The 17,856-nt window shown below is 72.7% G+C and carries 20 protein-coding genes and 1 pseudogene; 17 read left to right on the plus strand and 4 right to left on the minus strand.

Going from position 1 to position 17,856, the window contains the following annotated elements; genetic code table 11:
- Window positions 1–348 precede the first annotated feature (348 nt).
- The 13 genes and pseudogenes from AB0C59_RS29755 (at window position 349) to AB0C59_RS29815 (ending at window position 13,069) form a co-directional block, all read left to right on the plus strand.
- Complete coding sequence (locus AB0C59_RS29755; RefSeq protein ID WP_363010035.1) at window positions 349–780, plus strand: VOC family protein; 432 nt, start codon at window positions 349–351, stop codon at window positions 778–780.
- A pseudogene (locus AB0C59_RS29760) lies at window positions 777–1,334 on the plus strand (SIS domain-containing protein); the annotation flags it as partial. The gene AB0C59_RS29755 and the pseudogene AB0C59_RS29760, both read left to right, overlap by 4 nt.
- Complete coding sequence (locus AB0C59_RS29765; RefSeq protein WP_363010169.1) at window positions 1,323–2,951, plus strand: PfkB family carbohydrate kinase; 1,629 nt, start codon at window positions 1,323–1,325, stop codon at window positions 2,949–2,951. The pseudogene AB0C59_RS29760 and the gene AB0C59_RS29765, both read left to right, overlap by 12 nt.
- Window positions 2,948–3,916: an NAD-dependent epimerase/dehydratase family protein gene (locus AB0C59_RS29770; protein WP_363010037.1), complete on the plus strand. Its 969-nt coding sequence runs from the start codon at window positions 2,948–2,950 to the stop codon at window positions 3,914–3,916. Before AB0C59_RS29765 ends, AB0C59_RS29770 begins: the two co-directional genes overlap by 4 nt.
- Before the next feature lie 69 nt (window positions 3,917–3,985).
- On the plus strand, window positions 3,986–4,546 hold the full coding sequence (locus AB0C59_RS29775; RefSeq protein WP_363010171.1) for a GNAT family N-acetyltransferase: 561 nt from the start codon (window positions 3,986–3,988) through the stop codon (window positions 4,544–4,546).
- A 62-nt stretch (window positions 4,547–4,608) separates the two neighbouring features.
- On the plus strand, window positions 4,609–5,634 hold the full coding sequence (locus AB0C59_RS29780; RefSeq protein WP_363010039.1) for a glycosyltransferase family 9 protein: 1,026 nt from the start codon (window positions 4,609–4,611) through the stop codon (window positions 5,632–5,634).
- Window positions 5,631–6,710 carry a GNAT family N-acetyltransferase gene (locus AB0C59_RS29785; RefSeq protein ID WP_363010040.1) on the plus strand — a complete coding sequence of 360 codons (1,080 nt, stop codon included), beginning with the start codon at window positions 5,631–5,633 and terminating at the stop codon, window positions 6,708–6,710. Before AB0C59_RS29780 ends, AB0C59_RS29785 begins: the two co-directional genes overlap by 4 nt.
- Window positions 6,711–6,741: 31 nt before the next feature.
- Complete coding sequence (locus AB0C59_RS29790; RefSeq protein ID WP_363010042.1) at window positions 6,742–7,989, plus strand: DegT/DnrJ/EryC1/StrS family aminotransferase; 1,248 nt, start codon at window positions 6,742–6,744, stop codon at window positions 7,987–7,989.
- Window positions 7,990–8,077: 88 nt separating this feature from the next.
- Entirely contained in the window at window positions 8,078–9,073 is a 996-nt protein-coding gene (locus AB0C59_RS29795) for a GNAT family N-acetyltransferase (RefSeq protein ID WP_363010044.1), read from the plus strand.
- A 56-nt stretch (window positions 9,074–9,129) separates the two neighbouring features.
- Window positions 9,130–10,575, plus strand: coding sequence for an FAD-dependent oxidoreductase (locus tag AB0C59_RS29800; RefSeq protein WP_363010046.1), 1,446 nt, complete (start codon window positions 9,130–9,132; stop codon window positions 10,573–10,575).
- Window positions 10,576–10,612: 37 nt separating this feature from the next.
- Window positions 10,613–11,488 (plus strand): sugar phosphate isomerase/epimerase family protein, encoded by an 876-nt coding sequence (locus AB0C59_RS29805; protein ID WP_363010048.1) that lies wholly within the window; start codon window positions 10,613–10,615, stop codon window positions 11,486–11,488.
- Complete coding sequence (locus AB0C59_RS29810) at window positions 11,485–12,111, plus strand: HAD family hydrolase (RefSeq protein ID WP_363010050.1); 627 nt, start codon at window positions 11,485–11,487, stop codon at window positions 12,109–12,111. The genes AB0C59_RS29805 and AB0C59_RS29810 overlap by 4 nt, the downstream gene beginning before the upstream one ends.
- Window positions 12,112–12,190: 79 nt before the next feature.
- Entirely contained in the window at window positions 12,191–13,069 is an 879-nt protein-coding gene (locus AB0C59_RS29815) for a sterol desaturase family protein (protein WP_363010052.1), read from the plus strand.
- A 24-nt stretch (window positions 13,070–13,093) separates the two neighbouring features.
- Here the strand turns inward: AB0C59_RS29815 and AB0C59_RS29820 are convergent, their stop codons facing one another.
- Complete coding sequence (locus AB0C59_RS29820) at window positions 13,094–13,933, minus strand: alpha/beta fold hydrolase (RefSeq protein ID WP_363010054.1); 840 nt, start codon at window positions 13,931–13,933, stop codon at window positions 13,094–13,096.
- A 43-nt stretch (window positions 13,934–13,976) separates the two neighbouring features.
- Window positions 13,977–14,501 carry a GNAT family N-acetyltransferase gene (locus AB0C59_RS29825; RefSeq protein WP_363010056.1) on the minus strand — a complete coding sequence of 175 codons (525 nt, stop codon included), beginning with the start codon at window positions 14,499–14,501 and terminating at the stop codon, window positions 13,977–13,979.
- Between the two features lie 341 nt (window positions 14,502–14,842).
- Between AB0C59_RS29825 and AB0C59_RS29830 the strand changes: the two genes are divergently transcribed.
- The 4 genes from AB0C59_RS29830 to AB0C59_RS29845 all read left to right on the plus strand — a co-directional run bounded on the left by AB0C59_RS29830 (window position 14,843) and on the right by AB0C59_RS29845 (window position 16,106).
- On the plus strand, window positions 14,843–15,007 hold the full coding sequence (locus tag AB0C59_RS29830) for a hypothetical protein (RefSeq protein WP_363010058.1): 165 nt from the start codon (window positions 14,843–14,845) through the stop codon (window positions 15,005–15,007).
- A gap of 3 nt (window positions 15,008–15,010) precedes the next feature.
- Window positions 15,011–15,283: a DUF4190 domain-containing protein gene (locus AB0C59_RS29835; protein ID WP_363010060.1), complete on the plus strand. Its 273-nt coding sequence runs from the start codon at window positions 15,011–15,013 to the stop codon at window positions 15,281–15,283.
- A gap of 102 nt (window positions 15,284–15,385) precedes the next feature.
- Window positions 15,386–15,643, plus strand: a complete 258-nt coding sequence (locus tag AB0C59_RS29840; protein ID WP_363010062.1) for a hypothetical protein — start codon at window positions 15,386–15,388, stop codon at window positions 15,641–15,643.
- A 106-nt stretch (window positions 15,644–15,749) separates the two neighbouring features.
- A complete protein-coding gene (locus tag AB0C59_RS29845) occupies window positions 15,750–16,106 on the plus strand; it encodes a PRC-barrel domain-containing protein (protein ID WP_363010064.1) in 357 nt (118 codons plus the stop codon).
- A gap of 87 nt (window positions 16,107–16,193) precedes the next feature.
- On the opposite strand, the gene AB0C59_RS29850 is transcribed toward AB0C59_RS29845, so the two are convergent.
- Both AB0C59_RS29850 and AB0C59_RS29855 read right to left on the minus strand, forming a co-directional pair.
- A complete protein-coding gene (locus AB0C59_RS29850; RefSeq protein WP_363010066.1) occupies window positions 16,194–16,685 on the minus strand; it encodes a hemerythrin domain-containing protein in 492 nt (163 codons plus the stop codon).
- Window positions 16,686–16,822: 137 nt separating this feature from the next.
- Complete coding sequence (locus AB0C59_RS29855) at window positions 16,823–17,812, minus strand: alpha/beta hydrolase (RefSeq protein WP_363010068.1); 990 nt, start codon at window positions 17,810–17,812, stop codon at window positions 16,823–16,825.
- Between the last annotated feature and the right edge of the window lie 44 nt (window positions 17,813–17,856).

The raw sequence follows: 17,856 nt of genomic DNA on the forward strand, positions 1-17,856 counted from the left end.
GACACCCGCCGCCTGCCGGTCGTCTCCAGACCGGCGCACGGCGCACATGCATGGAGCACCCGCAACATCGGCCATGCACTGCGCAAGTCCGGTCAACCGCCGCCGACTCGACTCCCTAGACTTGGCCCTCACGGCCGGTGGAACGGCGACCGGCCGGGGGTTGACAGGAATGGCGCCGCACCGAAGGATTCCGACAACGCGACGCCGGAACAAAGGCATTGCGCACATGCCGTCATCCGGCGGTCGACGCAGGAAAAGACCTCCACTCTCCCTTTCAGCCGCCTGTGGCCGGAAATTGCGGCCGGGTCAGGTGGAGAATCCCCGTCATTCCCGAAGGAGGACCGCGGCTTGGGCAGCGAATCGCTGGACCGTGTGGACGCAGTCACCTGCGTCACGGCCTTCGACCACATCAGGCTGGACGTGGCGGACATCGACGCCGCCGAACGGTTCTACGCCGACGCGCTCGGCCTGTCCCGCGTCGTGCGCTACGACCTGGCCGACCGCGTCATCCTGCAGATGGCGCCGGACGGCAGACCGGCGGGCGTGGAACTGTGGCAGGAGCGGGACCTCGTGCCGGCCCCGCACCCCACGCACCATGTCGCGTTCCGCGTCGCCGACGTGCCGGCACTGGTGGAACACGTGCGCGCGCTCGGCTACCGCGTGGTCACCGAGCCGCACCGGATCGAGCAGGAGACGGTGGCGTTCGTGGCCGACCCCGATCGCCACACCATCGAACTCAACGACTTCCGGGGGCGCCCGGCAGGAGGAGCACCGGCATGACGGCCGACATCCCGACCGCTGCTCAGTACCTGAAACAGCTCACCGAGGCCCTGCCCGAACTCGACCTGTCCCGGGTCGCCGACTGGGGGGCACGGCTGGCCCGGTCGGGCGGCGAGGGCCGACGCCTGCTGGTGGCCGGCAACGGCGGGTCCGCGGCGCAGGCCCAGCACCTGACGGCCGAACTGGTGGGCCGGTTCCGGGCGGAGCGCCCACCGGTGTCCGCGCTGTCGCTGCACGCCGAGACGTCCTCGGTCACCGCGATCAGCAACGACTACGGCTACGAGCAGGTCTTCGCCCGGCAGGTCAGGGCGCACGCGCGGCCGGGCGACATCGTGCTGCTCATGTCCGGATCTGGCCGCAGCCCCAACCTTCTGCGCGCCGCGGAGGCCGCGCGTCAGGTCGGCGCGGTGACCTGGGCGTTGACGGGGCCGGCACCCAACCCGTTGGCGACACTGGTGGACGAGGCGGTGACCGTCACGGCCCAGGAGCTGTCCACGGTGCAGGAATGCCACCTCGTGGTGATCCACCTGATGTGCGCCGCCATGGACGCCGCCACCGCCCCGGACACCGCCGCCACCGCATTGGACGACGCCGCCACCGCATTGGACGACGCCGCCGCCACCGCCGGGGACGACAGCCCCACGGACACCGCCGCGTCCGCGCAGCAGCTCTCGCCCGCCTCGCCCCCGGAGCCCGTGAGGCGGAGCAGGTCCGCCGCGGGCCGTGGGGAGCGCGCGCACCTGGTCGTGGTCGGCGACGCGTTCGTCGACCGCGACCACCTCGGCCGGGTGGAGCGGGTCGCGTCCGACGAGCCGGCCCTGGTCGTGACCGGAGGCACCACGCACACGCGCCCCGGAGGCGCCGCGCTGGCCGCCGTACTGAGCGCGCGAGGCGGCCACCCGGTCACCCTGGTCACCGCACTCGGAATGGACGCGGTGGGCGACCGGCTGCGCACGCTGCTGGACGAGGCGCGCGTCGAGGTGGTCGACCTCGGGCTCGACGGCCCGACCGCGGTGAAGACACGGATCCGCGCCGCCGGACGCACCATGATGATGCTGGACGAGTACGACGTCTGCCCGCCGGTCGGCCGCGAGGGCGGGACGGCGCTGGCCGCGGCACGGCGCGTGCTGATGGCGGCCGGCGGCGTCCTGGTGTCCGACTACGGTCGGGGCGTCGCCGCGCACACCGGCCTGCGTGCCGTACTGGCCGAGGCCGCCCGGCGCTCCCCGCTGGTCTGGGACCCGCATCCGCGCGGCGCGGTGCCGGTGCCGCAGACCGCGGTCGTGACGCCGAACAGCCGGGAGGCCCGTGTGATCGGCTCCCTCGCGGGCGGCGACACGCTGTCCGACGACGTGGACGCGGCACGCGCGGTGGCGCGTGCGTGGGGGCCGGTCCAGGTGGCGCTCACCCGGCACGAGCACGGGGCCGTCCTGCTCGCCGACGCGGATCTGCCGCCGCTGGTCGTGCCCACGAGGATCGCCTCGGGAGGGAAGGCCGACCCCTGCGGTGCCGGTGACTTCTTCGCCGGTCACCTCGCCACCATCCTGGCCTGCGGCCGATTACCCAGCGAGGCGGTGGCCTCGGCGGTCCAGGCGGCCTCGGCGTACGTCGCGGCGGGTGGGCCCAGGTGCCTGGACGACCCGCCCGAGGACGGCTCACCGACGACGGGACGCGCGAGCGCCCGGACCGCGGCCACCGGGCAAGGGGCGCCGACCGCCGGGCGAGGGGCACTCGAACTCGCCGACGCGGTCCGCGCCAGGGGCGGCACCGTGGTCGCCGCCGGCGGCTGCTTCGACCTGCTGCACGCAGGACACGTCCGGCTGCTCGAACAGGCCCGCCAACTGGGTGACTGCCTGGTCGTCTGCCTGAACAGCGACGACTCGCTGTCCCGGCTGAAGGGCCCCTCGCGCCCGATCGTCCCGGCGGCACAACGCGCGCTCGTGCTCGAAGCGCTCGCCTCCGTCGACGCCGTGCTGGTGTTCGACGAGGACACGCCAGACGCGGCCATCCGCGCGCTGCGACCCGCGATCTGGGTCAAGGGCGGCGACTACGCGGGGATGCGGATCCCCGAGGGCGAACTGGTCGGCTCGCTGGGCGGACGAACCGTGGTCGTGCCCTTCGTCGCCGGCTGGTCGACGTCCTCGCTCATCGAGTCGGCGCGAACACGATGACGACCCGACAGGGCGTGCTCGTCACCGGAGCGGCCGGCTTCGTCGGCAGGCACGTGGCACGGGCCTGCCTCGACGCCGGGCACCAGGTGACCATGGTGGACACCATCGCACCGCCCCCCGACCTGTGCCGGGACGCCACCGCTCACATCTGCTCCTTCGACGATCCGAAGATCCTCGACGCGGTGGACGCCGGCCTGTTCACGGCGGTGGTGCACCTCGGCGCCATCAGCAGCACGGTCGAGAAGGACTGGCAGAAGCTGGAGCGGACGAACGTCACCGGGCCGCTGGCGCTGGCGGAGCGCTGTGCGCGCAGCGGCACCCGTCTCCTGTACGCGTCATCGTCGAGCGTCTACGGCGAGATCGCCGACCGGCGGCCGCTGCCGGAGTCCGCACTGGGGACGCCCGCGTGCTCCGGCCCGCTGAACGCCTACGCCCGGTCGAAGGCCTTGTTCGACACGCAGATGACCACGCGGTACGGCGCCGACGACGGACCGGGATGGGCGGGCCTGCGGTTCACCAACGTCTTCGGCACGGGGGAGCGGCACAAGAAGTCGATGGCCTCCATCATCGGCCAACTGCTGCGCGCGACCGCGCGGCAGGAGCCGCTCACGCTGTTCGCCGACACCCTGGAGGCGTGCCGGGACTACGTCCCCGTCGCCACGGTCGCGCGGACGTGCGTCCTCATGGCCGATCCCGCGGCGCCCTCCGGCATCTACAACCTCGGATCCGGCCACGCGGTCAGCTTCGCCGAACTGCTGCGCTGGTGCTCGGACTTCGCCGGGACGCCGCTGACCGTGCGGCTGGTCCCGAACCCCCACATCGGCCGGTACCAGTACTGGACCTGCGCCGACATGTCCGCTCTGGACGCGTCGCTGCCGACCCGGCCCCGCCCGGGCCCGGACGACCTGCGTGACGCCGCCCACGCGTTGTACCTGCATTTCGACCCCATGAACAACCGCAGCTGAAGGCATGTCAGCCGAGGCACGGAACGGACCGATCGGTGCCAGCACCGCAGGGATGGAGAGCACGTGAGTATGGACACGGTCGTGGTGAGCAAGGATCAACTGGACATGCTCATGCCTCTGGTGGTCGAGCAGCAGCACGACTGCGGGAAAGAGGTGGACCTCGCCGGCACCCGCACCTTCTTCGAGGGCATCGTCGGCCGGGAGGCCAGCTTCCAGATCATGGCGGTCGAAGCGGGCACCGCGGTGGGCCTGGTGATGGTCGACCCCCTTCCGAACCTCCAGTTCGCCGACAACGTGGCGTATGTGCACGACGTCTACGTGACCGAATCGCTGCGCGGCGTGCGGGGCATCGGAGCGATCCTGGTGGCCGCGGCGTTCGTGGAGGCGATGCGGCGCGGCTACGAGTTCGCGGAGGGCGAGACCGAGCCGGACAACCGCGCCGCGCGGGGGCTGTACGACCGGATGGCCAGGAAACTGGGGGTCGGCTGCCAGGAGGTGGACTCGGTGCGCTACCTCTTGGACCTGCGCCCCGGCATCGAGCGGGCGCGCAACGAGCCCGACTACCTGAGCCTGCTCGCCACCCCCCGCCTCCTGAGCCGTCTCAGCGCCCGACCGGGAACCGACGGCTAGCGCGTCATCCATGCCGCGCCGGCCATCCACCACTTCATGGACGCCGACCCAGAAGGGCACGTATGCGTACGGCAATTGTCGTCATGAACGAAGGCGTGGGCAACGGAGTCATCGCCGCGCCGCTCCTGGCGGCGTTCGAGCGACGTCATCCCGGCTGGCGCTACTTCATGGCACCGAACATCGCACTCGACGCCCCGTGGGTGCGCACGGCGGTCGGCCTGCGGGGTGCCCGCGGGAGCGTCCCGGCACTGTGGCGGCGGTTCCTGCCGGCCGATCGGGAGGCGCTGTGGACCTTCGTCGACCGCACGGGGGTGGACCTGGTCGTCAACCTCAGGATGGAGTCCGCCGAGGAGGACGGAAACTACTTCCAGTTCCGTGCGGAGGCGACGAGCAGGGGGGTCGAGTGCTGGGACCTGCACGAACTGGGCGAGCGGCCGCAGCGGTCGCCGTTCGGTGAGCAGGCCGCCGCCCTCCTGCGCGCACACGGCGTCCCCGTCGACCTGGACCACCCGGCCTGGCTCGCCGACCGCCGACGACCACGCGCCGGTGTGGTCGGGTGCTACGTCGGCGCCAGTGCCGCCGTCAAACGCTGGCCCGCTGAGGACTGGTCGACGCTGATCACCCACCTGGGCGACCGGGGCCTGACCGCCGAGGTCGCGGTCGGCCGGGGGGAGGAGGAGCAGGCGCTGGCGCGACGGCTGTCCTCGGTGCCGGGCGTCGCTGACACGCGGTTCCTGCACTCCCTGGAAGCCCTCCGCGACTGGATCGCCGGCCTTGACGTGCTCGTCAGCAACGACACGCTGGCCGTGCACCTGGCGGCCGCCCTCGGGTGCCCGGTGGTCACGCTGTACCTGGCGACCGACGGCGCCATCTGGTCGCCGGTGGCGTCCCCCGAGATCTCGCGGATCGTGCAGAGCGCCTTCGCGCTGTCCTGCTCCCACATGAAGCCGAACGGCACCTGCCGGCTCTACTACACCGGATGCCCGGCTCCGTGCGCGGCCGGTGTGCGCCCCGCCGACGTACTGATCGAACTGGACCAACTGGAGTGGAGCATGCGGAAGTCCGGTCACCAGGAGATGGTCAAATGACCCGTCGGCGCGCGATCGCGGTCCTCGGCGGCCGGCCCGGCAACGCGGGAGGGGACGCCCTGCTGCTGGCGGAGATGATCGGCCGGGAACTCGCCCGGCGCGGCTACGGCCTGGTGAGCGGCGGCGAGGGCGGCGTGGCCGCGGCGGCCAACAAGGGCTGCCAGGCGGTCGGCGGCGACACCCTCGCCCTGTTGAAGTGGAACCGCCTGTCGGACGCCGAGGACGGGACCACCTGGGCCCTGCCCACGTCGATGGACCTGGCCCGGAGCAACATCCTCAACTGGTGCGGCGACGGCATGATCGCGTTCGAGGGCCGCTACGGCACGCTCACCGAGATCGGCCTCGCCCTGGACACCGGACGCCCGCTGCTGGTCCTGGGCGACCATCCGTTCCTGACCGCCGAGGCGTTCGCGATGCCCACGTGCCGCGTCGTGCCGGACCCGCGACCGGAGGACGCCGCCGAGCTGGTCGACCTGCTGGAGACGCTGATCGCGGCCGGTGAGCAGGCGTCGGTGCGGCCCGGTGCCGCCGTCGTCGAGGACGACCAGGCCGACGAGAGCGGCATCGGTCTGCGCCGTGCGATACCGGAGGACCTCGACCTGTTCCGCCGGACGTTCGGCGACGCCGACGTGCGGGCGTGGCGAGCGCTGGAGCCGACCGACGGAGTGCTCGGCCGGTTCCAGCACGAACGCTGCCTGGTGATGCTCGAACACGGCCGTCCGGTCGGCTTCCTGGAGTACCGCACCGAGGACGATCCGGAGGTCGACCACGTCCGGCTCGACGCGGTGGCGGTGGCCGACGCGGCCGACCGGGGCCGGTCGATCGGGACACGGGCGCTGAGGCTGTTCGCCGGGTCCGTGTTCGCCGCCGGCCGGCACCGCGTCACCGCGGCGCCCCACCCCGGCAACGAGGCGGCCCTGGGGTGCCTGCGGAAGGTGGGCTTCCAGCAGGTCGGCCTGATGAGGGCGTACGAACGCCACCGCGACACCCGGCGGGACGCACTGCTGATGGACCTGGTCCCCGGCGACCTGGCCCGCGGGCCGTCCGCGCCGCGGACCGCGGTCGGGCACGGATGACAGGACAGAGCCGGACGAAGGGCGGATCGTTATGGCAGGACCAGGAATATCCCGCATCGGCCCGGAGGAGGAGGCCGAACTGCTGAGCGTCATACGGGAACGGGAGCTGAGCCGGTACCGCTTCGACGACCACGAGGGCGCCGCGCCCCCGTCGAAGGTCGCACGGTTCGAGCAGGAGTTCCGCGCCCTGACCGGCGCGCGCCACTGCCTGGGCATGAACAGCTGCACGAGCGCCCTGTACGCCGGGCTGCTCGCCGCGGGTGTCGGCCCGGGCGACGAGGTGATCGTGCCGGGCTACACCTTCATCGCCTCGATCGCCGCGGTCGCGCACACCGGGGCCGAGCCGGTGCTCGCCGAGATCGACGAGAGCCTGCTGCTCGACCCGGCGGACGTGGCCGCGAGGATCACCCCGCGCACGAAGGCGGTGATCGCCGTGCACATGCTCGGCGCGCCGTGCGACCTCGACGCGCTGGGCGCCCTCACCCGTGAGCACGGGCTGCTGCTCGTGGAGGACTGCGCGCAGGCCGGGGGCGGCACCTACCGTGGCCGGCACCTGGGGACCTTCGGTGGATTCGGCGCGTTCAGCCTCAACGTCTTCAAGACCTTCACGGCGGGCGACGGCGGCGTGCTGCTCACCGAGGACGACGCCCTGTACGAGACGGCGTTCGCCCTGCACGACCACGGTGCCGCGCCGTTGCGGTCGGGCGTCACCGACGGGCCGCCGCTGTTCGGCCTGAACCTGCGGATGCACGAGCTGACCGGCGCGGTCGCGCTGGCCCAGGTGCGCAAGCTGCCGGACATCCTGCGCACGCTGCGAGCCAACCGTGACAAGCTCGCGGACGCGATCGGCGACCTGCCCGGGGTGACGCCTCGCCGACTGCACGACCCCGACGGCGACTGCGCGACGGTGCTCGCGTACACCTTCGCGTCCGCCGCGCTGGCCGGGGAGGTCGCGGCCCGACTGGGCACGATCACCCTGAGCCGGTCGGGCAAGCACAACTACGCCAACATGCCCCAGCTGCGGCCGGATCTCCTGGACTCCGCGACGTCCGCACCACGCGGGCCGGAGCACGCCGTCCCGCGCCGGTCCTACCCGCCGGGCAGCCTGCCCCGCACGGACGACCTCCTCGGCCGCAGCATCGCGTTGAGCGTCGGGGTGGTCGACTCCTACCTCGGCAGCGGAGTGGGCATCGACGTGACCGCCGAGGACGACGCGATCGAGGCGGCGGCGCGGTTGTTCAGGACCACGGTTCAGGACGCGGCCAAGGCGGCGTCATGAGCGGCGGACCGGATCCCGGCGCGGGCCCGGCGGGGGCCGCGCCTCCCGCACCGCACGGCCGGGCGCCGGGGCGGCGGAGGCGCACCGGATGAACGCCGTCGCGTTCGAGCACGGTGCGCGGGCGGCGACGGACTTCCTGGACGCGCACCGCCTCTCGGCGCGGACGCCGTTCCAGACCCGCGGTTGGTGGCGGGCGTGGATACGCGAGGCGGCGGACGCCGAGGGCGCGACCCCGGTGCTCGTCCACCTGACGCGCTCTGACCGGCCCACCCTGGTGGTCGGCCTGCAACTGCACCAGGACGGCGGCACGGCACTCCTGCGCCCGCTGTCCTGGCCGTGGGCCGACTACAACGAGGTCGCGCAGGTGGGCGACGGGCCGCCCACCGCATCCGAGCCCGACATCGCGGCGCTGGCCGAGGCGATCGACGGCTGCCAGCGGGAGTTCGGCGCCCGGCTGGAGCTGACCGACCTGATGGCCGGCGGGCCGCTGCTGCGCGCCGTGTCGGCGCTGGGCGCCGTGCCCCGGCCGTCGGACACGGTCTTCCGGCTCGACCTCACCGACCCCGACGTCGTCCGACGCGTCAGCGAGCGCCGGGACATGCGGCGAAAGCGCCGCCGGCTCGGGCGGGCCGGCACACTCCGGCTCACCTGCGCGGACACCTCGGCGCGGGTCGCCGCCCGCCTGCCGGCGTTCATCGACCTGCACACCCGGCAGTGGCGCGAACGGCCCGACACGGTCGCGCCGTTCGACGGCGGCGTGGTCGACCGCACGTACGCGGCCGTCGCGGCCGAGCCGTCCAGCGCCGCGCGGCTGCACGAGTTGTGGCTGGACGACACCCTGCTCGCCGGGTGGTTCGGCTTCCGGCACCGGCGCACGTACTACGCCTACCGCGCGGCCTACGCCCTGGACCACGGCCGCGACTCGCCGGGACACCTGCTGACGGCCGCGATGGTCACCGAACTCGCCGCCCAGGGGACGGACACCTTCGACCTGACGCGCGGCGCCCACGCCTACAAGCTCGAACTGCCCCACAGGCGCGCGCCCACCATGACGGCCAGTCGAGAGCGACCGTGCCCGGTGTGACCGCCCGAAGACCGCCCGAAGACAGCATCCGGACCGCGAACAACCGTGAGGTGTCAGTGGAATCGTTGGCCGACGTGGAGACGCTCGTGGTCGGCGCGGGCATGGCCGGTCTCGCCACGGCGGCGGAACTCGGCCGCCGGGGCCGGGGCTCCGTGGCCGTGCTGGAGGCCGGACCCGACCGGGGGCGCACCCACATCCAGCACGCGCACTCCTCGGCCGAAGCGCTCCGGCTCTGGCTGCGCCCGGAGACCGACCCCGACTTCCGCCGTCCGTACCGGACGGTCGACGGGGGCTACCGCGACCTGGCCGGCCTGCGGCGCCGGGTCGGCGGCCGCTCGCTCTACTGGGGCGGCGTGCTGCTGCCCGTCGAGCGCTGGGCCCTTTCCGAGCAGTGGCCCGAAGCGGTCGTCACCGAACTGACCGAGAGCTGGGACGGGGGGCCGTCGCTGTACCAGCGGGTCGTGGACGACGTGGTCGGCTGGGGCGCCGAGCCGCCGGGAAAACCCGGACTGACCGTCGGTGAAATGGAGTTCGACCGCACGCCGCACGCCACCCGCGCGGAACCCGGCGGCAGGTGGAGCGCGTTCAGCCCGTTGGCGTGGTGGGACGACGACGGTGACGGCGACGCGAGGGTGCGCCACGTGCCGATCCTCGCCGGCCACGACGTGCTGGGCGTGCGCGTCGCCCGCGGCCGAGCGGCGGGCGTGGTGGTGCGCACGGACGACGGTGAGCTGCGCGACGTGCGTGCGGACCGGGTGGTCCTGGCCGCCGGCACGGTCGTGAACAGCCGACTGGCCATCCAGGCGCTGACCGCCTCGGACCGCGCCGCACCACGCGCGTTGCCGGGGCTCGTGGACAAGATCTCCCAGGGGTTCACGGTCGCCTTCAGCGACACCGAACGGCTCACCGAGGCCGTCCGGGCGGCGGCCGACGAGGGCCACGTCCACCACCGCACCGGTACCGCCGCCACCCGGTCCAACCAGTTCGTGCGCTTCACCCGGGGCACGAACGACACGGTCGTCATGGACAGTTGGACCATGGGCGAGCAGCGCCGCGGCCCGCACGGCCGGGTGCGGTGCGACGACGGCGGCGCCTGGCCCTGGCCGACGACCGTGCACGCCCCCCTCGCGGCGGCCGACGGAGCGGTGCTCGCCGCCCAGCGGCAGCTGCTCGGCGAACTGTGGGCCGAGACGGCACGACTCCTCGGCGTCCGGGCCGACCCGCTGCGCTTCTCGCCGCGCCACGGGTCGCCCGATCTCGCCGACCGGCTGACAGCGGTCCGTACCGCGACACCCCTGACCTACAGCTTTCCGCTCGGTTCCGAGCAGCACGAGGCCGGCACCTTGGCCTTCGGCGAAGTCCTGGACGAGGAGCACCAGTTCACCGACATCCCGGGCCTGTACGCGTGCGGGCCGTCGGTGATGCCGCGCACCGGGGCGGCCAACCCGTCGATGACGACGCTGGCGCTCGGCAAGCGGCTGGGGGCGCTCCTCGCCGGATGAACAGGCGGCAGTGGCAACGAGCAGAGAGGGACTCCTGATGCGGGACATGCCGATCGCGGTCTCCGGCACCGAGTTCACCGACACCGACGGCGTCGACGGCCTGATCGACATGGCCAGGTCCGCCCGATGCGACGCGGTGGAGTTCTGGTATCCGAAGAACGCGCTGCGGGACGGCGTCGACGGCGCACTGCGCAAGCTCGAACGCGCCGGGCTGCGGACGGCCTGCGTGTCGACCCCGAGCCAGCTCTACGGCACCGGCGCGGCGGACTCCGTCCCGCTGCTGCGCGAGGCGATCACGCTGGCGGCACGGACGGGCAGCCACCGGGTGAACACCTACTTCGGCCACGCGCCGGTGGTCGACGACCGGCACGCCATCGAGACGTACGCCGGCGCGCTGGCGCCCGTCCTCGACCACGCCGCGGCACAGAACGTGGTGGTCGTGCTGGAGAACGAGTTCGACGCGTTCGGATGGGACCCGGCCGGGTCCGACGTCAGCAGGCGGCCGGAGGCACTCGCGGCCCTGGCTGCCCGGGTCGACTCGCCCTGGTTCGGACTGACCTTCGACGCCGCGAACTTCCTGTGCGCGGACGTCCACCCGGCCCGCGACGCGCTGCCCCTGCTCCTGTCCCGGGTGCGCCACGTCCACGTGAAGGACGTGCGCCGCGCACCGGCGGGAGAGCCGCCCGAGGGCTGGACCCGGTACACCGATCACGGCAGGGCCTACGACACGGTGCCTCTGGGCACCGGGGAAGTGGACTGGCCGACGGTGATCGAGGGCCTGGCGAGCGCGGGCTACGACGGGTACCTCACGCTCGAACCGCACTGCGCGCGGTCCCTCCTCCTGACCGAGACGGCCGGCGCGGCCGACCACCTGCGCGACATGGTCGAAGGCCGCGCACCCTCCCGCCGATGACCCGGAACCCCCCTCCCACCCGTCCGACCGTCCACCGCGCCCCTCGGCGACCCGCGCTGTTCCTGGACCGCGACGGCACCCTCACCGAGCCCCGGCACTACCCGTCCCGCCCCGAGGACCTGGTGCTCCAGGAGGGCATCGGGCCACCGCTGCGCGCCCTGAGGCGCCACGGCTTCGCCCTGATCGTGGTCACCAACCAGAGCGGGCTGGCCCGCGGTCTGGTCGACGAGGCCGCCATCGCGCCGATGCACCGGCGACTGCGGGAACTCCTGGCCCGCCGGCAGGTCCGGCTGGACGGGATCTACCTGTGCCCGCACCATCCGGACGGCACCGTGCCGCGGTTCGCCATCGCCTGCTCGTGCCGCAAGCCCGCCCCGGGAATGCTGCGTCAGGCCGCGGCCGACCTCGGCCGTGACCTGCCCTCCTCGTGGACGGTCGGCGACTCCGCCTGCGATGTCGACGCCGGTCATCGCGCCGGAACCCGCACCGCCCTCGTCGGCCCCCGGCCCCCCGCCGGCGTCGTACCGACCCTGTACCGGACCACGACCGCCCAGGCGCTCACCGCGATCCTGGACACCGCCGACGACGATACGGAGTCGTCCGGTCTGCGGACCCGGCCGTGACACCGGGGCAGCAATATCAGTCGCCCACCGGGCAACGGGTGTCAACTCCCGGACGGGAGGGCACTATACGGTTCCTTCCATGCCAAACCTCCCTGATGTCGTGGTCTGGTCCGTCCCCGCCTTCGTGCTGCTCGCCGTCGTCGAGATCGTCAGCGTCCGGCTGCATCCCCACGAAGAGGACGCCGGCTACGAGGCCAAGGACGCGGCGACCAGTGTCAGCATGGGGATCGGCAGTCTCTTCTTCACCTTCCTGTGGAAGTTCCAGGATGTCGCGATCTACAGCGTCGTCTACGAACTGACGCCACTGCGCGTGCCGTTGCTGTGGTGGACCTTTCCGCTGATGCTGCTCGCGCAGGACTTCCTGTCCTACTGGAGCCATCGCAGCCACCACGTCGTCCGGATCCTGTGGGCCTGCCACGTCGTCCACCACTCCAGCCGCAGGTTCAACCTGACCACCGCGCTGCGCCAGCCCTGGATGACGTTCACCGTGGGGTACTTCCTCCTCCCGATGGTCGCCCTCGGGGTGCACCCGGTGGTGCTGGCGTTCTGTTCCTCCGTCAACCTCGCCTACCAGTTCTGGATCCACACCGAGCGCATCGACAAGATGCCCCGATGGTTCGAGTCCGTCTTCAACACGCCGTCGCACCACCGGGTGCACCACGCCTCCCAGGGAAGCTATCTGGACCGCAACTTCGGCGGGGTGCTCATCGTCTGGGACCGGATGTTCGCGACGTTCACCCCGGAGACCGAACGGCCCGTCTACGGGCTGACGAAGAACATCCGGACGTACAACCCGCTGAAGGTCGCCTCGCACGAGTACCTGGCCATCGCCAAGGACGTGAGGACGGCCCGCAGTTGGAGCGAGCGGGCCGGTCTCGTGTTCCGCGGCCCCGGCTGGCGCCCGCAGGAGGAGCCGCCCGTCCCGGTGGTGTCCGTGGCGAAGGAACCCGCCGCGTAGGCGCGTGCGGGCGCACCGGGCGGGTCAGGAGCGTTCGAGCAGGGCGATCAGATCGGTGAAGGCCTCGCGGACGGCGTCGGGGTTCTCGATCCACGGGAAGTGCCCGGCCCCCGCGATGTGGCGCCGCAGCACGTTCGGCCGGTCGAAGCCCTCGGCCTGCCGCCAGATGTCCTGGTCGACGACGTGGTCCTCGGCGCCACTGACGAGGAGGGTCGGGAGCGTCCGCGGCGTCCAGAGCGCGCGGTACGACTCGTCGAAGTGCGCTTCGGCCCAGGCGACCGCCTCCTGGCAGTAGGGCAGACCCTCCAGGAGCCGTCGGCCGCGCGCCAGCCCGGCCGGGGTGAAGTTCCACGAGGCGGCGGCGAGGGTGAGCGCGCGCAGGGTCTCGTCACCGGGCTGCGCGGCGTGCCGGCGGAGCGCGTCCTGCACCCCGGGCAGCGGACGCGCCTGGGCCCACCGCTCGAACGTGCGGCGCCAGCCCGCGTGCGGAGCGCTGCTGACCAGGACCAGCGCGGACAGGCCGCGCTCCAGCTCGGGAACCGAGAGCGCGAACATCCCGCCGGTCGAATGCCCGACCATCACCACGTTCGCCATGCCCTCGACGGCCTCGGCGAGCACGTCCGGCCACCGCTCGAACGGGCGCGTGGGGACGGCCGGGAAGCCCCGGTTGGACCCGTCACCGGGCAGGTCGACCAGCCACGTCGTGCCCGGTACCGAGGACACGCGCGCCAGCCCCGCCACCGATGCGGAACCGAGGCCGGGGCCGCCCGGCACGAAGAGCCAGTTCCACGGCCCCGGGCGCACCGCCGCCCGACGCAGTCTCACTCCCGAACGCGTCCAGCGTTCGTCGGTCGCAAGCTCCATCCGAGAGGCCTCCAAGCCGTTCCGGGTGCGCCGGCCCCTCGGGTCACCGCTCCCACCGGTCGGGTCCGGTGATCCTGAAGCGGGCCAGGTCGCCCTCGGTGGCCACGCGGGAGAAGCCCGCCTTCTCCAGCACGCGCAGAGAGGCCGGGTTGGACAGCTCCGTGCTCGCGGCCACGGTGTGGACATCGGGCAGGGTGAGGGCGAAGCCGGCCAGGGCCCGGGTGGCCTCGGTGGCGTAGCCCCGGCCGCGGCGGGACGCCACAAGACCGTATCCGATCTCGACCGTGCCCTCGGCGGGCGGCCAGAACAGGCCGATGGATCCCACCACGAGGTGACGGTCGCGTTCGATGATCAGGCGGTGGCCGTGTGCGCCGAGCCAGGCGGGGTGCTGTGCGAGGAGGCCGGCGATGACGTGGTCGCCCTCGGCGGGGAAGTCGTCCGCCCAGTGCGCCGACCTGGTGCCGGTGCGGACCGCGGTCGCCTCGGCCGCGGTCCAGGGCCGAAGGACGAGGCGGTCGGTGGTCAGCTGTGCGGGGGCCGACGAGGGGGAGGAAGGGGAGGTGGACACGGATCGCTCCTCGGTCGTGGGAGACGACCGGCCGCGCTGTGCTCTCGCGCGCGCCGGATGAGGGCATGCTGACGACGGCCGAGGGCAGCCATGGTCATCGCCTCCTCATCCGGCGATCACGCGTCCTTCGCGCCGGGTCGACGCTAGCCATCCCGCCATCACCCGGGCAACGGGTTTTCGGCCGCCTGCCGTCCGAACGCACCGCCGCGATGGCCGGATTGTGACGCCGCACGACGGCCGGAATCGCAGGCATGCCAAGTGACCGGCGGGTAACCCGTACCGCCATGATCCCGCAGACACATTCCCACCGGCAGCCGCACGCGGTGACGGGGAGGTAGGCCATGCTCTTCCTGGTCGTCGCGTTCGTCGTCCTCGCCCTGCTGCTCGGGTCGGTCACGTACCTGCCCTGGCCCGTCACCGTGATCGCCGCCGTGATCGTCCTGACCTGGCTGGCGGTGTTCGCCGTCCGGGAGCGGCATCGCCGGGCCGGAACGAGGAGGGCCTGACCCATGCGCCTGACCGCGGCACCGTCGCGAGCCACCGGCCGCCGCGACACCGAGGGCATGGCGGTCGCCTCGTTCGTCCTGGGACTCGTGGGCCTGCTGGTCCTCAACCTGGTGCTCGGACCCCTCGCCATCGTTCTCGCCTCCCTCGCCCTGAAGCGGGGGACACCGCGCCCCTTCCGCGCCCGGCTGGGACTGGGGCTCGGCATCGCCGACCTCGTCCTCTTCGTCGCTCTCGCGTCCACCGACGGCGGCATGTCGTGGCACCTCACCTGGTGACGCCCCGGCGGCCGGCGAGGTGCCGGGCTTCGCCGCCCGCCAGGAGGGTAGGTGGGAGCCCACCGGCCCGCAGTCGGGCCGACCGTCGAAGGGGAAGAACAAGTGAAGGTCGCGCACAACGCACACGTCATCGCCGCCGGTGAACTGACCGACTCCCACGTGGGCGAGACCTTCTCGTACGAGAACCACGAGGGCGTGGTCTTCCACGCCCGCGTCGCCTTCGTCGAGATCCGTCCCGACCTCGTGAACGTCACCCTCGACGGAGTGGTCCACGAGGGCAACTCCGTCGTCCTCGGCCTGCGCCCCGAGGAGCAGCTGCACTTCACCGGCGACGCCCGGACGGAACGTCCGAACGGGTGAGCGGTTCCCTCCCGGCGTTTGCCGTCCGAGGTCGAGGACACCTGGAGGAGGGCCGCGGAACACGCGGTGCAGCCACCCCTTGCAGACCCTGTGCGAAAGGACTCCTGTGACTCAGAGCATCTGGAACTACGCGCCGACGGCGGGCCACACCCCCGACACCGACCTGACCGGGTACAAGGTCGAGGCGATGGACGGGCACATCGGCAAGGTCGACCAGCACTCCAACGACGTCGGCTCCCAGTACATCGTCGTCGACACCGGCGTGTGGATCTTCGGCAAGGAGGTCCTGCTTCCGGCCGGGACCGTCACGGCCGTCGACCACGACGACAGGACGATCAGGGTCGCCCGGTCGAAGGAGCAGATCAAGAACGCGCCCGAGTTCGACAAGGACAAGCACCTGGGCGACCCGTCCTACCGGGACCAGATCAGCGGCCACTACGGCAGCGGCGGCCCGGGCCACTGAGCACGCCCGGGCACGTGCTGCCGGGCCGAGCCGCTGTACTCGAACAGCCCGGGGCCCCGGCGGGGGCCGACCCCCGCCGGGGCGCCGTCAGGAACGGACGATGCCGCGCACGTTGCGGAGCGAGCCGCAGTCGTCCTTCAGCCGGCGTTCGCGCTCCTCCCGGAACGCCCTCCCCAGTTCCTCGCGCCGCCCCATCGCCACGTTCTCGCGCGCGCTGTTGAGGATGGTGCGCTCCTCCTCGTCGGTGTGGTGGGTGATGGCCGCCACCAGGTCCTCCAGCTTGGAGTCCCACTCCTCGGAGCCGACCTCCTCCACCTCGAGGAGGTCCAGAAGAGCCTTGTTGCCCTCGTCGTGCTCGTGCTCCCCGTGCTCGACCTCCTCGTCGTCGATGCGCTCGTACCGCTTCAGGACGGGATACACCTCGGCCTCCTCGGCCGCCGCGTGCGCGATCAGCAGGCCCGCGAACTCGTCGAGGGCCGCGGACCGGTCGGCCTCGACGCTGCGCATCAGACGGAACAGGTCCTCCATGCGCCGGTGGTCCTGAAGGATGAGTTCGACGACGTCCTGTGTATCGGCCATGCGGGGCACCACTCTCGTGCGAACGGATGAGGTCACCACCACCTACCCCCGCTCTCGTCATCGATGGCTCGCGGGCCGTGCCGCCCGCCGCCCCCACGACGGGCCCGCCGGCCCGGCGAGGCAGGGGCGCCCGGGGTTCAGTACCGGAGGGAGGCGAGCCAGTCGGTCAGCAGGCGGTTGACCTCGTCGGGGCGTTCCTGCTGGACCCAGTGGCCGCAGCCCTCCAGGACGTGGGAGGCGGCCAGGCCCGGGAGGGTCGTCGGGAAGGCGTCGATGGCGTCGGCCATCCAGGTGGTCGAGGCGTCCGAGGCACCGCCGATGAACAGGGACGGCTGCTTGATCGGTGCCCCGCGGTACGGGGCGAGGTCCTCCCAGTCGCGGTCCATGGCGCGGTAGCGGTTGAGGGCACCGGTCAGTCCGGTGCGCTCGAACTCCCCGGCGTACACGTCGAGGTCGTCCTCGGTCAGCCAGGAGGGGAGCCGACCCGCGGGGAAGCGGTCGCGCAGCCTGCCGCCGTCGCGGGCCACGAAGTGCGGGTCGGGCTCGGACCGGGCGGGCATGGTGTCGGCGGACAGGGCCGCGTAGAAGCCCGCGAGCCAGCCCCGGACGTCCGGCTCGATCTCCGCTTCGGCGCGGCCGGGCTCCTGGAAGTAGGAGACGTGGAACTCCTGGCCGGGGCCGCCGATCCGGCCGAAGACCTCGGTGGGCCGGGGGCCGCCGGGCGGCGCGTAGGGGACGCTCAGCAGGGCGACGGCGTGGAAGATCTCGGGATGCACGAGGGCGGACGTGGCCGCGATGGGGGAGCCCCAGTCGTGTCCGACGACCACGGCGCTCCGCTCGCCGAGGGCGTGGACGAGGGCGACGTTGTCCTCCACCAGGTCCAGCATCCGGTAGGCGTCGCTCTCTGCGGGCCTGGAGGAGCGGCCGTAGCCGCGCACGTCGAGCGCCACCGCCCGGTACCCGGCCGCGGCGAGGGCCGGGAGCTGCCGGCGCCAGGAGTACCAGGACTCGGGGAAGCCGTGGACGAGCAGGACCAGCGGGCCGCTGCCCTGCTCGACCAGGTGCAGGCGCCCGGCGGGAGCCTCGATGGTGCGGTGGCGCGGCTGACTGGACGGCTGGGAGCGCATGGGGTTCTCCTCGGATCGGGGCGGACGCGGGGTACCCGTCGATC

Origin of the sequence: Streptomyces sp. NPDC048664 (assembly GCF_040650555.1) — a bacterium.
In the GTDB taxonomy this organism is placed as follows: Bacteria; Actinomycetota; Actinomycetes; order Streptomycetales; family Streptomycetaceae; genus Streptomyces.

Coding starts and splice junctions, on each gene's coding strand:
- AB0C59_RS29765 (WP_363010169.1), top strand. CDS start 1,323: ATGGACGCCGCCACCGCCCCGGACACCGCCGCCACCGCATTGGACGAC.
- AB0C59_RS29770 (WP_363010037.1), top strand. CDS start 2,948: ATGACGACCCGACAGGGCGTGCTCGTCACCGGAGCGGCCGGCTTCGTC.
- AB0C59_RS29775 (WP_363010171.1), top strand. CDS start 3,986: ATGGACACGGTCGTGGTGAGCAAGGATCAACTGGACATGCTCATGCCT.
- AB0C59_RS29780 (WP_363010039.1), top strand. CDS start 4,609: ATGCGTACGGCAATTGTCGTCATGAACGAAGGCGTGGGCAACGGAGTC.
- AB0C59_RS29785 (WP_363010040.1), top strand. CDS start 5,631: ATGACCCGTCGGCGCGCGATCGCGGTCCTCGGCGGCCGGCCCGGCAAC.
- AB0C59_RS29790 (WP_363010042.1), top strand. CDS start 6,742: ATGGCAGGACCAGGAATATCCCGCATCGGCCCGGAGGAGGAGGCCGAA.
- AB0C59_RS29795 (WP_363010044.1), top strand. CDS start 8,078: ATGAACGCCGTCGCGTTCGAGCACGGTGCGCGGGCGGCGACGGACTTC.
- AB0C59_RS29805 (WP_363010048.1), top strand. CDS start 10,613: ATGCGGGACATGCCGATCGCGGTCTCCGGCACCGAGTTCACCGACACC.
- AB0C59_RS29810 (WP_363010050.1), top strand. CDS start 11,485: ATGACCCGGAACCCCCCTCCCACCCGTCCGACCGTCCACCGCGCCCCT.
- AB0C59_RS29815 (WP_363010052.1), top strand. CDS start 12,191: ATGCCAAACCTCCCTGATGTCGTGGTCTGGTCCGTCCCCGCCTTCGTG.
- AB0C59_RS29820 (WP_363010054.1), bottom strand. CDS start 13,933: ATGGAGCTTGCGACCGACGAACGCTGGACGCGTTCGGGAGTGAGACTG.
- AB0C59_RS29830 (WP_363010058.1), top strand. CDS start 14,843: ATGCTCTTCCTGGTCGTCGCGTTCGTCGTCCTCGCCCTGCTGCTCGGG.
- AB0C59_RS29835 (WP_363010060.1), top strand. CDS start 15,011: ATGCGCCTGACCGCGGCACCGTCGCGAGCCACCGGCCGCCGCGACACC.
- AB0C59_RS29850 (WP_363010066.1), bottom strand. CDS start 16,685: ATGGCCGATACACAGGACGTCGTCGAACTCATCCTTCAGGACCACCGG.
- AB0C59_RS29855 (WP_363010068.1), bottom strand. CDS start 17,812: ATGCGCTCCCAGCCGTCCAGTCAGCCGCGCCACCGCACCATCGAGGCT.